The 12,400-nt window shown below is 73.9% G+C and carries 15 protein-coding genes; 4 read left to right on the top strand and 11 right to left on the bottom strand.

From position 1 onward, the window contains the following. Positions 1–70: 70 nt before the first annotated feature. Entirely contained in the window at positions 71–718 is a 648-nt protein-coding gene (locus ACZ6W9_RS11145; RefSeq protein ID WP_389967743.1) for a lysophospholipid acyltransferase family protein, read from the bottom strand. 594 nt (positions 719–1,312) lie between these two features. Between ACZ6W9_RS11145 and ACZ6W9_RS11140 the strand changes: the two genes are divergently transcribed. The 3 genes from ACZ6W9_RS11140 to ACZ6W9_RS11130 all read left to right on the top strand — a co-directional run bounded on the left by ACZ6W9_RS11140 (position 1,313) and on the right by ACZ6W9_RS11130 (position 3,655). Next, a complete protein-coding gene (locus ACZ6W9_RS11140; protein WP_389967744.1) occupies positions 1,313–1,846 on the top strand; it encodes a GNAT family N-acetyltransferase in 534 nt (177 codons plus the stop codon). Positions 1,847–1,924: 78 nt separating this feature from the next. Continuing rightward, positions 1,925–2,467 (top strand): MOSC domain-containing protein, encoded by a 543-nt coding sequence (locus ACZ6W9_RS11135; RefSeq protein ID WP_470117483.1) that lies wholly within the window; start codon positions 1,925–1,927, stop codon positions 2,465–2,467. Positions 2,468–2,551: 84 nt separating this feature from the next. Continuing rightward, a complete protein-coding gene (locus ACZ6W9_RS11130; protein WP_389967747.1) occupies positions 2,552–3,655 on the top strand; it encodes a winged helix DNA-binding domain-containing protein in 1,104 nt (367 codons plus the stop codon). A gap of 95 nt (positions 3,656–3,750) precedes the next feature. On the opposite strand, the gene ACZ6W9_RS11125 is transcribed toward ACZ6W9_RS11130, so the two are convergent. Continuing rightward, complete coding sequence (locus ACZ6W9_RS11125; RefSeq protein ID WP_389967749.1) at positions 3,751–4,920, bottom strand: NAD(P)/FAD-dependent oxidoreductase; 1,170 nt, start codon at positions 4,918–4,920, stop codon at positions 3,751–3,753. Positions 4,921–5,046: 126 nt separating this feature from the next. Between ACZ6W9_RS11125 and ACZ6W9_RS11120 the strand changes: the two genes are divergently transcribed. Beyond that, positions 5,047–5,712: a LysE family translocator gene (locus ACZ6W9_RS11120; protein ID WP_470117482.1), complete on the top strand. Its 666-nt coding sequence runs from the start codon at positions 5,047–5,049 to the stop codon at positions 5,710–5,712. A gap of 70 nt (positions 5,713–5,782) precedes the next feature. Here the strand turns inward: ACZ6W9_RS11120 and ACZ6W9_RS11115 are convergent, their stop codons facing one another. The 9 genes from ACZ6W9_RS11115 to ACZ6W9_RS11075 form a co-directional block, all read right to left on the bottom strand. Then, a complete protein-coding gene (locus ACZ6W9_RS11115; protein ID WP_389967752.1) occupies positions 5,783–6,346 on the bottom strand; it encodes a MarR family winged helix-turn-helix transcriptional regulator in 564 nt (187 codons plus the stop codon). Continuing rightward, positions 6,274–6,720, bottom strand: a complete 447-nt coding sequence (locus tag ACZ6W9_RS11110; protein ID WP_362938008.1) for a hypothetical protein — start codon at positions 6,718–6,720, stop codon at positions 6,274–6,276. Before ACZ6W9_RS11110 ends, ACZ6W9_RS11115 begins: the two co-directional genes overlap by 73 nt. After that, entirely contained in the window at positions 6,717–6,995 is a 279-nt protein-coding gene (locus ACZ6W9_RS11105) for a hypothetical protein (protein ID WP_362938005.1), read from the bottom strand. Before ACZ6W9_RS11105 ends, ACZ6W9_RS11110 begins: the two co-directional genes overlap by 4 nt. Before the next feature lie 243 nt (positions 6,996–7,238). After that, on the bottom strand, positions 7,239–8,036 hold the full coding sequence (locus ACZ6W9_RS11100; RefSeq protein ID WP_389967755.1) for an ABC transporter permease: 798 nt from the start codon (positions 8,034–8,036) through the stop codon (positions 7,239–7,241). Continuing rightward, a complete protein-coding gene (locus tag ACZ6W9_RS11095; protein WP_389967757.1) occupies positions 8,033–8,926 on the bottom strand; it encodes an ABC transporter ATP-binding protein in 894 nt (297 codons plus the stop codon). Before ACZ6W9_RS11095 ends, ACZ6W9_RS11100 begins: the two co-directional genes overlap by 4 nt. Then, positions 8,923–9,285, bottom strand: a complete 363-nt coding sequence (locus ACZ6W9_RS11090) for a hypothetical protein (protein WP_389967759.1) — start codon at positions 9,283–9,285, stop codon at positions 8,923–8,925. Before ACZ6W9_RS11090 ends, ACZ6W9_RS11095 begins: the two co-directional genes overlap by 4 nt. 3 nt (positions 9,286–9,288) lie before the next feature. Continuing rightward, positions 9,289–9,831, bottom strand: a complete 543-nt coding sequence (locus ACZ6W9_RS11085; protein ID WP_389967761.1) for a helix-turn-helix domain-containing protein — start codon at positions 9,829–9,831, stop codon at positions 9,289–9,291. Positions 9,832–10,087: 256 nt separating this feature from the next. Then, positions 10,088–11,266 (bottom strand): carboxylate-amine ligase, encoded by a 1,179-nt coding sequence (locus tag ACZ6W9_RS11080; protein ID WP_389967763.1) that lies wholly within the window; start codon positions 11,264–11,266, stop codon positions 10,088–10,090. 310 nt (positions 11,267–11,576) lie between these two features. Next, on the bottom strand, positions 11,577–12,398 hold the full coding sequence (locus tag ACZ6W9_RS11075; protein ID WP_470117479.1) for an SDR family NAD(P)-dependent oxidoreductase: 822 nt from the start codon (positions 12,396–12,398) through the stop codon (positions 11,577–11,579). Positions 12,399–12,400 lie beyond the last annotated feature (2 nt).

Genomic DNA, 12,400 nt, shown 5'->3' with positions numbered 1-12,400 from the left:
CGGAGATCGCCGCCGCGGGCGCGGCGGAGGTACGGCGGAGCGGGAGGGGTGCGGCGGCGGGCGGGGCCGGTCAGCCGGCGCTGCGGCTGGGCGCGTAGCCGCCGGCGTACTCCTGCCCGGACAGCTCCTGGACGGCCGCCATGACGTCGTCGGTCACCCGGCGCCGGTCGCGGGCGCTGGCGGCCGAGCCGGTGAACGTCAGCGGCTTGCCGATGCGGATGCCGATCCGGCCGAGCTTGGGCACCGAGGCGCCGATGGGCAGCACCTTGTCGGTGCCGGTCATGCCCACCGGGACCACCGGCGCGCCGGTCTCCAGGGCCAGCCAGGCCACCCCGACCTTGCCGCGGTACAGGCGGCCGTCGGGCGAGCGGGTGCCCTCGGGGTAGATGCCGAACAGCTCGCCGTCACGCAGCACCCGGGCGGCGGCGTCGAGCATGTCCTGGGCGGCGGTGGGGCTCTGGCGGTCGATGCTGATCTGCCCGGTGGCGCGCATCCAGGCGGCGGTGACGGGGTTGCCGGTGAAGTACTCGGCCTTGGCGACGAAGCGCACCTGCCGGGGCAGCACCAGGGGCAGGAAGGTGGAGTCGAGGACCGACAGGTGGTTGGAGGCCAGGATGGCCGGCCCGGAGGCGGGTACGTGCTCTGCCCCGGTGACCGTGGTCGGCCACAGCAGGTGCAGGAAGGGGGCGCTGACGATCTTGGTCAGGCGGTAGAGCACGGGCTCTCCTCTTGCAGGACGGGTTTCACCACCCTAGGCGGTGTCCCGGCGGCCGGCGGCTGTGCGCACCCGCACAAGCGGGGTCCCCATGTTTGTAGCCCTTCTCCAAGGGCGCAGGCAAAGCCATCCGTCCTTCTCCGCCGCGCGTCGCGGATGGGAGGAGGGCCGCGTGTGGTCCGGGAACGCGGGGGTGAGGGGAAAAGGAACCGCCCCGCGGCGCCGGAGCGCTCGCGGGGCGGGACGTTTGGTGCCGATGTGGCGGTCGCCTCCTCGGCGAGAGGCACAACACGGCTCCAGCCGAACGGTATTCCGTGAAGGCGGTAATTTGCGGCCCGGGGGACACAAACCACATCGGCACGATTACTGTAACCGACGTCCGGCGGAGGTTATTCCGCGATGATGCGGTGGCGTGTCGGGGCCGGATCGCCGTCCGCCGCGTGTCCGCCCCGTGTCCGCAGGTCGGCACGGTGCCGGCGGGCCGGCGGGGTGCGTGCGGCGGTCCGTGAAAAGCGCGCGCCGACCGGTGCGGGCGGGCGTGCGTATGCTCCTGCGCTGTGCGGCCGCGAGGACGCCGCCGGAGCGGGGGAGGGGCACGTGGAGACGGAACGGCTGGTCATGCGCAGGTGGCGGGAGGCGGATCTGGAGCCGTTCGCGGAGCTGAACGCCGACCCCGAGGTGATGCGGTGGTTTGCCGCGCCGCTGACGCGTGAGCGGTCCGACGCGATGGTCGGCCGGATCGAGGCGGCGTTCGACGAGCACGGCTACGGCCTGTGGGCGCTGGAGGTGCGGGCGACGGGGGAGTTCATCGGGTTCACCGGGCTGGCGTGGCAGCGGTTCGAGGCGCACTTCACCCCGGCGCTGGAGGTGGGCTGGCGGCTGGCACGCCGGGCCTGGGGGCACGGCTACGCCACCGAGGCGGCGCGGGCGGCGCTCGCGTACGGGTTCGGCCCGGCGGGGCGGCGGGAGATCGTGTCGATGACGGCGGAGGGGAACCTGCGGTCGCGGGCGGTGATGGAGCGGCTGGGCATGAGGCGGGACGCGGCCGACGACTTCGACCATCCGAACGTCCCCGCCGGCAGCCCGCTGCGCCGCCATGTGCTGTACCGGATCGGCCGCGACTCTTTCTGATCTACATCGTAAAGGCAGCGGCTTCCGTGTAAAAATGATCATGAAAAGCGGAAAGACCCTCCACGAGAGGAGCGGGCGATGGGCGAGGCGTGCGTGACCGCGGTGAGCCGTGGTCCGGAGCACACCTTCAGCAAAGGGTGTGAGCCGGCGATCCGGCTGCTGGAGGGTCTGGGGGTGGAGGGGGACGCGCATCTGGGGGTGACGGTCAGGCATCGCTCCCGGGTGGCGCGGGATCCCTCCCGGCCGAATCTGCGTCAGGTTCATCTGATCCACGCGGAGTTGCACGAGGAGTTGCGGGCGGCGGGGTTCTCGGTGGGGGCGGGTGAGCTGGGGGAGAACGTCACCACGCGCGGGGTGGATCTGCTGGGGTTGCCGCAGGGGGCGTTGCTGCGGCTGGGGGAGGAGGCGGTGGTGCGGGTGACGGGGTTGCGTAATCCGTGTGCGCAGATCGAGGCGTTTAGGCCGGGGTTGCTGGCGCGGGTGGTGGGGCGGGACGGGGAGGGCCGGGTGGTGCGGCGGGCGGGGGTGATGGGTGTGGTGGTGGCCGGTGGGCTGGTGCGGGCCGGTGATCGGGTGGTGGTGGAGTCGCCGCCGCTGTATCGGGCGTTGGGGCCGGTGTGAGGGGTGAGGCGCCCATATTGGAACGAATTATTCCGTTCTGGTAGGGTGCGGGTTTCGTGTCCTCCGACGGAGAAGGGGCCTTCCATGCCCGAGGTGCTCGGCGTCCGCGCGTTGAACCGGGCCACGCTGGAGCGGCAGCTGCTGCTGCGCCGCTCGCCGCTGACGGCGCTGGAGGCGGTGCGGCACCTGTACGGCATGCAGGCGCAGGCGCCGGATCCGCCGTACGTGGGTCTGTGGTCGCGGCTTGCGGGGTTCACCCATGAGGAGCTGTCGGATCTGCTGCGGGAGCGGCGGGTGGTGCGGCTGGCGCTGATGCGCTCGACCATTCATCTGGTCGCCGCCGAGGACTGCCTGGCGTTGCGTCCGCTGCTGCAGCCGGTGCTGGACCGGGTGCTGCGCGGCCCGGTGGGCAGGAGGCTGGCCGGGCTGGAGGTCGCGGAGGCGGAGGAGGCGGGGCGGGCTCTGGTGGAGGAGCGGCCGCTGACCTTCGCCGAGCTGGGGTCGCTGTTGCGGGAGCGGTGGCCGCAGGTGGCCGCGGCGGATCTGGTGCATCTGGTGCGGGCGAGGGTGGCGCTGGTGCAGGTGCCGCCGCGGGGGATCTGGGGGGTGGGCGGCAAGCCCGCGCACACCAGTGCCGAGGCGTGGCTGGGCCGCCCGCTGGAGGGCGCCGGCGGGCGGGAGGCCCTGGCGGGGATGGTGCGGCGGTATCTCGCCGCCTACGGCCCGGCCACGGTGATGGACCTGCAGCAGTGGTCGGGCCTGACCCGGCTGGGCGAGGTGGTGGAGGGGATGGGGCTGCGGTCGTTCGTGACCGTGGACGGGGCGCGGCTGGTGGACCTGCCGGAGGCGCCGCGGCCCGATCCGGACGTGGTGGCGCCGGTGCGTTATCTGGCGGAGTTCGACAACACGTTGCTGTCGTTCGCCGAGCGGACGCGCACGCGGATGATGGCCGAGGATCATCGGGGGCGGGTGTTCACCGTCAACGGCATCATCAGGGCGACGGTGCTGGTGGACGGGTTCGTGCGGGGGATGTGGGCGGTGCGGCGGTCGCGGGGTGCGGCGGTGCTGGAGGTGGAGCTGTTCGGGCCGGTGCCGGCGGCGGCGCGGGCGGAGCTGGAGGGGGAGGGGATGCGGATGCTGGATTTCCTGGCCCCGGCGGCGGTGTCGCGTGAGGTGCGCCTGCTGTGAGCCTCCGGCGCGGGAGGTCCTGTACGGGCCGTGGTTTTCCCGGTGACGGCCGGGTGGGCCGTGGGGGAGGGTCGTCCGTGCCGGGTGCGGGCCGGTCAGGAGGCGCGGTGGCGCCGCCCCGGCAGGGGCAGGGATGCGGCCAGCCAGCGGCGGGCCACGGCCCAGGCCAGTGGCGCCGGTACGGTGCCTGCGCCCAGGCCCACCTCGACGAGGAGGTCGAAGACTTCGGGGCGGTGGGCGGCGGTGGTGACGGCGGCGTCGATGAAGGCGGGTGACTGGGCGGCCAGGGACAGGGCGTCGGTGGTGCGCAGGTGCCGTCCGAGGGTGGTGCGCAGGGCTCGGCGGTAGGCGGTCAGCGGGTCGGTGCCGGCGTGGGCGGCGGCCTGTCCGGCCAGGCGGCCGGAGGCGAGGGCGTAGTAGATGCCTTCGCCGGTGAGGGGGTTGATCAGGCCGGCGGCGTCGCCGGCCAGGAGGACGCGGCCGGCTCCGGGGCGGGGGCGTCCGGGGGACAGGGGCAGGTGGTGGGCGCGCAGGTCGCGGGCGGGCAGGTGAGGCAGGAGTTCGGCGAGGCGGCCGTGGAGCACCTGGCGGCCGGGCAGGCCGGTGGCGCGCAGGCGGGGCAGGAGCATGCCGAAGCCGACGTTGGCGGTGCCGTCGCCGATGGGGAAGGACCAGGCGTAGGCGGGCCAGCCGTCTTTCTGCATGGCGATGAGCTGGGTGTCGTCGTCGGGGGGGACGTCGGCGTAGCCGCGTACGGCGAGGGCGGTGTGCCGGTCGGGGGAGGCGGGCAGGCCGAGGAGGCGGCGGACGGTGGAGTTGGCGCCGTCGGCGGCGATGACGGTGCGGGCGGTGATGGCGCCGTCGATGAGGGGGAGTCCGTCTCGGGTGGTGAGGGTGCGGACGCGGTGGCGGCGGACGTCGATGTCGCGGGCGCGGGCGGCGTCGATGAGGCGGGCGTCGAAGACGGTGCGGGGCACGACGTGGTTGGGGCGGGCGGCGGTGGCTTCGACGCGGGCGCCGCCGGGGGAGATGACGGCCAGGCGGGGGGTGGGGCGGTAGTCGTCGATGAGGCCGGCCAGGCCGAGGTGGGCGAGTTCGTCGCGGGCGTGGGCGGCGATGCCGTCGCCGCAGGCCTTGTCGCGGGGGAAGTCGTCGCGGTCCAGCAGCAGGATGCGTGCGCGGGGCCGGAGTGCGCGGGCCTGCAGGGCCGCGGCCGAGCCGGCGGGGCCGCCTCCGATGACCACCAGGTCCCATTCCTCGTCCATGGCAGTGAGCCTGCCACGGCGGGGCGTGGGTGAAACCGCCGGACGGGGCCGGGTGGTGCGGCGGGGCGGGCCACTTGGCGGGATTGGCCGTTCTCGCCGGTGGTGGGGGCGGGGGAGAATGCGGTCATGGTTTCCACGGGTGCGGTGATCGGGGTCGCGGGGGTCGCGTTGGGCATGGTGCTGACGCCGGGGCCGAACATGGTCCATCTGGTGTCGCGGTCGGTGGCGCAGGGCCGGCGGGCGGGGCTGATCGCGCTGGCGGGGGTCGCGGCGGGGTTCGGGGTGTATCTGGTGGCGGCGGTGGCGGGGATCGCGGCGGTGTTCGCGGTGGTGCCGGCGTTGTATGCGGCGGTGAAGTTCGCGGGGGCGGCGTATCTGCTGTGGCTGGCGTGGCGGGTGGTGCGGCCCGGTGCGGCGCCGATGCTGGGCGGTGCGGTGGTGCAGGGGGAGGCGGTGCGGGCCGAGGGGGCGGGGCGGTTGTTCTCCGGGGGGTTGGTGACGAATCTCCTCAATCCGAAGATCGCGGTGTTGTACGTGTCGTTGCTGCCGCAGTTCGTGGATCCGGCGCGGGGTGGGGCGGCGGCGCAGAGCCTGGTGCTGGGGCTGGTGCAGATCGCCGTCGCGGTGTCGGTGAACGCGTTGTTCGTGGTGTCGGCGGGGTCGATCGCGGGGTTCGTGGGGCGGCGGCCGGTGTGGGCGCGGGTGCAGCGTTATCTGACGGGGACGGTGCTGGCCGCGGTGGCGGTGCGGGTGGCGGTCGACCGTTCCGGCCCGGTGGCCGCCGCGGCGTGAGCGGCCGGGGGCGGCCGGAGGCGGGGCGGTGGGTGGCGGCGGCCGTGGGGCCGGTGCGGGTGAGTGCGGGTCAGTGCCGGTCGCCGAACCAGCCGGGGACGTCCAGGCGGAAGAGGTCGCCGGGGGTCAGGGCGCGCAGGTCGCTCTCCAGGGCGCGCAGCCGTTCGGCTCCGATGACGGCGGCCCAGCGGGCGCGTAGTTCGTCGAAGATGCGTTCCGAGCGGGTCAGGCCGTCGATGGCGCGCGGGGTGAGCCGGACGACTTTGCGGCGGGCGTCGCCGGGGTCGTGGCCGCGTTCGACGTAGCCGAGGGTGCGCAGGGCCTCGATGGTCTTGCCGGCGGCCTGTTTGGAGATGCCCAGCATGCGGCCGAGGTCGGCGGCGGTGGTGGGGCCGCGGCCGATGGCCTGCAGGACGAAGCCGTGCATGGGCCGCAGGTCGGGGTGGCCCTGGCGGGCGAGTTCGGCGTGCAGGTCGTCGATGAGGACGCGGAAGCCGAGGAGGAGCCGCAGGGGCAGCTCGAATCCCGGCGGGTCGGCGGGCGCTGTGGGTGGGGTGGTGTTCAGGGGAGGATCTCCAGGCGGACGCCGGGGGCGCCGTCGTACAGGTGGGGTGCGGGGGTGACGATGCGCCATCCGCCGCGGGATTCGGCCAGCAGTACGGCGTGGACGGCGGTGAGGGCGGCGACGAGGGCGGCGTCGCGTTCGCCTGCGGGCGGGCGGCGGTGGGAGGGGGCGGTGAGGGCGGGGCCGAGGCGGGTGGTGGCGGCGACGTCGGCGGCGGTGAGGGCGCCGATCGTGATGACGGGTACGGCCAGCAGTGCCTCGGTCTGGGCGGGGCGCAGGGCGGCGGCGCACTGGGCGGCCAGTGCGGGCAGCAGCAGGGTGGTGTTGCGCAGGACGGACTGGCGGACGATCTCGCGGCCGTAGTCGCTTTTGCCGTCCAGGAGGTGGCAGAGGGCGTCGTAGTCGAGGACGTGGCCGGTGAGTCCTTCGGGTTCGGTGCTCACGCCACGTCCTGGGAGGGGCGGCGGGTGGTGTGGGGTGCGGCTGTGGTGCGGGGCTGGTCGGGCGGGGTGTCGAACAGGCGGCTGGCGCGGGTGCGGTCGGCGTCGCTGATGCCGTCGGCCCAGCCGGGTCCCCACAGGCGTTCCAGGGCGGCCATGCCGTCGCGGATGCGGCGCTGTTCGCGCAGGGCGCCGGCGATGTAGCCGGAGGCGTTGCCGGAGCCCTGGGCCTCGTCGGCGAGGTCGTCGGGGAGGGAGATGGTGATCCGCTTGGTCATACCGGAAGGGTAGATCAGTCATACTCTCCTCGTCCACCGGGAGATCCCCGGAGGCATACGGAGATTCTCGGTCAAAGGGTGCAAAATGCGCGGTGTGGTCTCCGGGTGGGGTCCGGGCGGGACTCAGGCGGTCCCGGGGAGGACCTCCACCGGGCTCGCCGGGGCCGCGTCGAGGCGGACGTGTCCCGGGCCGCCGGTCGCCTCCGGCCCGGGACCGGGGCGGCGGAGCCGGCGCGACCCCTTTCAGGAGATGTCGCGGCGCAAGGGCTTGAGCAGCGCGGCCGTGCTCGCCAGCGCGGTGTAACCGAGCAGGATCAGCGCACCGGCCACGGGGGGCAGCAGCCGGACGGGCTCGCTGGACAGCTGCTGGGCCAGTGCGTCGGTCACGGCGGTGAAGTCGGTCAGGGCCGCGGTCGCGCCGCCGGGGAGCCAGGGGTACAGGCCGCGGACGCCAGGGATCATGATGAGCAGCAGCTCCGCGCCGTACAGATAGCCGATCACCACGCACAACGCCGCGACCTGGTGGCGGATCAGCGCGCCCATGCCCACGCCGAGCAGCGTGTAGGCGGCCATCGCGACCGCCAGGCGGGCCAGCAGCCCGGCGATGGTCCCGGCGGGCAGTCCCAGATCGACGCCGCGGGCGGCGGCCGCGCCGAACAGCGCCGCAGCGGCGGTGCCCGACAGGACGAGCCCGTAGATCATGCCCGCCAGGCCGTGGGTGAGGAGTTTGGCGGCCAGCACCCGCCGGCGGTCCGGGGCGAACAGGAACGTGAAGCCGACGGTCCGGTGCCGGTATTCCGAGGTCAGCGCCAGGGTGCCGATCGCGGCGGGAACGAAGGTGGTGAACCCCAGGAAGCCGAGGACGGCCCGTACCCCGGCCTCGGTGTGCAGTCCCGGCATCGGGGGGTCGAAGTTCTCCGGTCCGATGAGCGCGAGCAGGCCGATCAGGCCGCCGCCGAGGAGGGCGGCCGCGAGCAGGGTGGCGACCCACAGCCGGGTGGCGAGCAGCCGGCGGAACTCGGCGTTGATGAGGGGTTTCATGCATCCGTCCGTTCGCCGGTCAGGTCGAGGAAGATCTCCTCCAGGGTGCGGTGCTCGACGGTCAGGCCGTGGACGCGTAACCCGTGAGCGGCGGCCAGTGCGGCGATCCGGTCCGGGCCGAGGCCGCGGACGCGCAGGTCCTGCGGGCCGGTCGTGTCCACCCGGTGGGCCTGGCGTGACAGGATCGGGCGCAGTTCGGCGGCGTCGGGCGTGCGCACCAGGACGTCCTGCGCCGTACCGGACAGCTCGTGCAGGGGGCCGGCGGCCAGCAGCCGTCCCCGCCCGATGACCACCACGTCGTCGGTGACCTGCTGCACCTCGCTGAGCACGTGGCTGGAGACCAGGATCGTGCGGCCCTCGTCGGCCAGGGCGCGCAGGAACGAGCGCAGCCACGCCATGCCCTGGGGGTCCAGGCCGTTGCCCGGCTCGTCCAGCAGCAGGACGCGGGGGTCGCCCAGCAGGGCGGTGGCCAGGTTGAGCCGCTGGCGCATGCCGGTGGAGAAGCCGCCCGTCCTGCGTCCGGCGGATCCGGTCAGGCCCACGAGGCCGAGCAGGTCCTCGGCCCGGCCGGTGGGATATCCGCCCATCGCGGCGTAGATGTTCAGGTGGTCCCTGGCCGAATGCCGCGGGTGGAAGGAGGCGGAGTCGAAGGCCGCGCCCACCACGGTGGTCGGGCGGGGGAGGTCGCGGTAGCGTCGTCCGCCGATCGTCACATCGCCGCGGGTGGGCGCGACGTGGCCGATCATCATGCGCATGGTCGTGGTCTTGCCGGCCCCGTTGGGGCCGAGGAAGGCGGTGACCGCTCCCGGTCTGACGGTGAAGCTGAGGTCGTCGACGGCGGTGAGCGAGCCGTATCGCTTGGTCAGGTCGCGGACCTCGATGCCGCTCATGCGGCCACGGCCCTGATGGTCTCGGCGAGATGGGCGGCGTCGGGGGCCGAGATGACGACCTCGTCGAATTCGCCGCCGGAGCTCCCGCGGTCCAGCAGCAGGTGCACTCCGGGCAGGCGGCGGCTGACCGACACCAGTTGCCGCGGGCCGCCGAAGAGGCCCCACGTGCCGATCTTGGTGTGGCCCGAGACGGTCAGGCCCTTCCTCGCCCCGCGCGGGACGCGCAGCGGGTGGTCCGTGGCACTCGCCCGGCGCACCGCCGTCACGGGGATCGTGTGCCGGGCGCGGCCGGTGAACAACCGCTCCCACGGGCCGAACTCGATGGTGATCGAACGGTCGGTGATCATTACTGCCGCCATGGGTCAGCCTTTCGTCAGGGGGAGGAGGATCGTCGCCAGCAGCCGGGGCGTGCGGTCCTGTTGCGGCTCTTTCGCGAGCAGGGGCCGGACCAGCTCGGTGAATCCCTGTGCGAAGCGGATGAACTCCTCGTCGTTCAGGTGCAGCACCATTTGCTGGTAGCCGGCGCCGTCGGCCGCCAGGTCGATGTGCTCCCTGGCGAGGTAGCGCGAGAACTCCGACAGCAGGCTGCTGACGAACGCGGTGAAGTACCGTGCGTGATCTTCCGGGGTCGCCGAGGCCAGTGCTTCGGCGGTGAGTGTCACCCCGTCCTGCGGTACCGCGTACACCCGCTCCGTCGCCCCTCCGACCTTGCGTTCCTCCACCACCTGCAGCAGGCCCGCCTTGGCGAGCGTGCCGATCTGCCGGTACAGCGTGGCCTGCGGCACGCCGGGCAGCAGGCCGGCCAGATCGGTGGCCGTGCGGCGTCCGCCGGCCACGGCGCCCAGGATGCGGATGCGCACGGGGTGAAGCGCCAGCTCGGCCCAGCGCTCTGTAGAAGATCTCACCCTAAGACGTTATCACTATCGATAATGAGAATGAAAGAAGGTGCGGCCCCCAGGCCGTCCCGCGGGCCTGTACGGCCCGCGGGACGGCCTGGGGCGTCCGGCGGCGGGCCCCGGCCGGGGGAGGCCGCATCGCCCTGATCATCGGGGGATCGGAGGTCGTCCCCGGGGCCGCGTGAACCCCCGCCGCCGCCCCGGCCCAGGGTGGGGCGATGGCCGGCCGGCCATCGCCCCCGGTCATCGTCCCGGGCGGTGGCGCTCAGCCGGCCAGCGGCGCGGTCTGCCGGCTCAGTGCGGCCACGACGTCGGCGAAGCTGCCGCGCTCGGCGAAGGCGGCCCGCTGCCGGGCCGCCCCGGAACCGGTCTCGCGCAGCCGGGAGAGGTAGTCCACGACCGTGTCGGTGTCGCCGGCGGCCGACAGGGCCGGGCGGACGCGTTCCAGGAGCTGCTCGGCCAGCCGCCCGGCCGGCACCAGGGTGGCGGAGGTCAGCTCCAGCCCCTGGCCCTCCAGGCCGTCGCGGGCGGCCCGCCAGTAGGCGGCGTGCAGGAGCGGCTCGTGCGGCCGGGGAGCGGGCACCCCGGCGCGGATGTCGCCCAGCACGGTCGTCACCAGGGCGCGCACCAGGGCGGCGAAGGCCACCGACTCCTCCACCGTGGCGCACACGTCGCCCACCCGCACCTCGACGGTGGGCAGGTGGTGGGAGGGGCGGGCCAGCCAGTACACCATCGCCTCGTCCAGGATGGCGCCCGAGGTGATGAGGGCCTGCAGGGTGGCGGTGTAGTCGGCGGCCGTCTCGAAGTAGGGCGGCAGCTCGGCGCTGGGCCAGCGGGAGAAGGCCATCGCCCGCCAGCTGCCGTAGTGGCTGTCGGCGCCGCCGGTGAAGGGGGAGTTGACGGTCAGGGTCAGCAGGGTGGGCAGCCAGGGCCGCAGGTGGTTGCAGACCTGGACGGCCTCCTCGCGGTCGGGCACCTCGACGTGGACGTGGCAGCCGCAGCAGTTCTCGCCGCGGGCCATGGCGCCGTACTCGTGGGCCATCCACTTGTAGCGGGGGTTGTCGGTGAGGCGGGCGCCGCTGGCGGAGTGCTCCAGCGGCGCCGAGCCGGAGGCGACGAGGCGGCAGCCGGCGTCGCGGGCCGCTCGGGCCAGCTCGGTGCGCAGGTCGGTCAGCTCGGCGCGCAGCAGGCCGAGGTCGGTGTGGGGGTTGGAGGCGATCTCGACCTGGCAGGTGGTGAACTCCCGCTGGGTGAGCTCGCGCTGGCGGGGCCGTACGGTCGCCAGGACGGCCGAGGCGCGCGGCGCGGTCTGCCCGGTGTCGGGATCCATGAGGAAGAACTCCTCCTCCACGCCGACGGGCAGGACGGCGGGGGTGGAGGAGGGCCGCGTCCGGGGCGCCGCGTCCGGGCGGGCGGATGAGTCGATGCTTCCTTGCTGGGTCACCGTGCCTCTTTTCTGGTGCGGGTTCCGCGGGCGGCGGGGGAGTCCCGCCGCCCGCGGACGGTGCGGTCTGCGGGCGGGGCGCGGCGCCGCGGGGTCCCGCCCGCATCCCCGGCGGGGGCGCGGTTGCGGCCGTGCGGCGCTGAGCTGCGCAGAATGGCTGCCCGTCAGCGGGCGTCTCACACCTGGGCGGCCGGTGCTCCCTCGAAGGCATTAAGTGATCTACTTCGTAAAGCCAATCGGATGATGAAAAATCCAACACAAAAGGACAGATAAGCAGTAAGGGCCGAGGGCCGGCCCGGCGGGCGCGCGCTCAGTGGACGGAGAAGCCGCCGTCGACGCAGATGGCCTGGCCGGTGATGTGGGCGCCGGCGGGGGAGGCGAGCAGGACGGCGATGCCGGCGTAGTCGCCGGGGACGGCGTTGCGGCGGTTCATGGTGCGGGCGGCGAGGGCTTCGACGCGGCCGGGGATCGCCTGGGCGGGGCGGGTGAGGGGGGTCAGGGTGAAGCCGGGGATGAGGGTGTTGACGCAGACGCCGCGGGGGGACCAGGCCTCGGCCTGGGAGCGGGTGAGGCCGGTGACGGCGGTTTTGGCGATGCCGTAGGCGCCGCTGTCGCCGAAGGCGCGCAGGGACTGCTGGGAGCCGATGTTGATGATGCGGCCCCAGCCGCGTTCGGCCATGCGGGGGCCGAAGAAGCGGCTCAGGAGGTAGGGGGCGGTGAGGTTGACGGCGAGGGTGCGTTCGTAGTCGCCGGTGGTGAGGTCGTCGAGGGGGAGGCGGATGTTGTTGGCGGCGTTGTTGACGAGGATGTCGACGCCGCCGTCTCCGTCTCCGTCTCCGTCTCCGTCTCCGTCTCCGGCGGTGGCGGCTGTGGTTTCGGTGGCTCGCCGGCACAGTTCGTCGATGGCCGCGGGGTCGGCGAGGTCGGCGGGGATGGCGGTGGTGGGGATGCCGAGGGCGGTGAGGCGGCCGGCGGCGCGGGTGAGGGGGGCGGGGCGGCGGGCGGTGATGAGGAGGCGGGCGCCGGCGCGGCCGAGGGCTTCGGCGATGGCGTGGCCGATGCCGGAGCTGGCGCCGGTGACGAGGGCGGTGCGGCCGGTGAGGGAGAAGAGGGTTTCCAGGTAGGCGGGCATGG

It is taken from the genome of Streptosporangium sp. NPDC053982 (assembly GCF_055585205.1).
The sequence above is the reverse complement of the archived record's forward strand: the minus strand, read 5'-3'. Positions and strand labels throughout refer to the sequence as shown.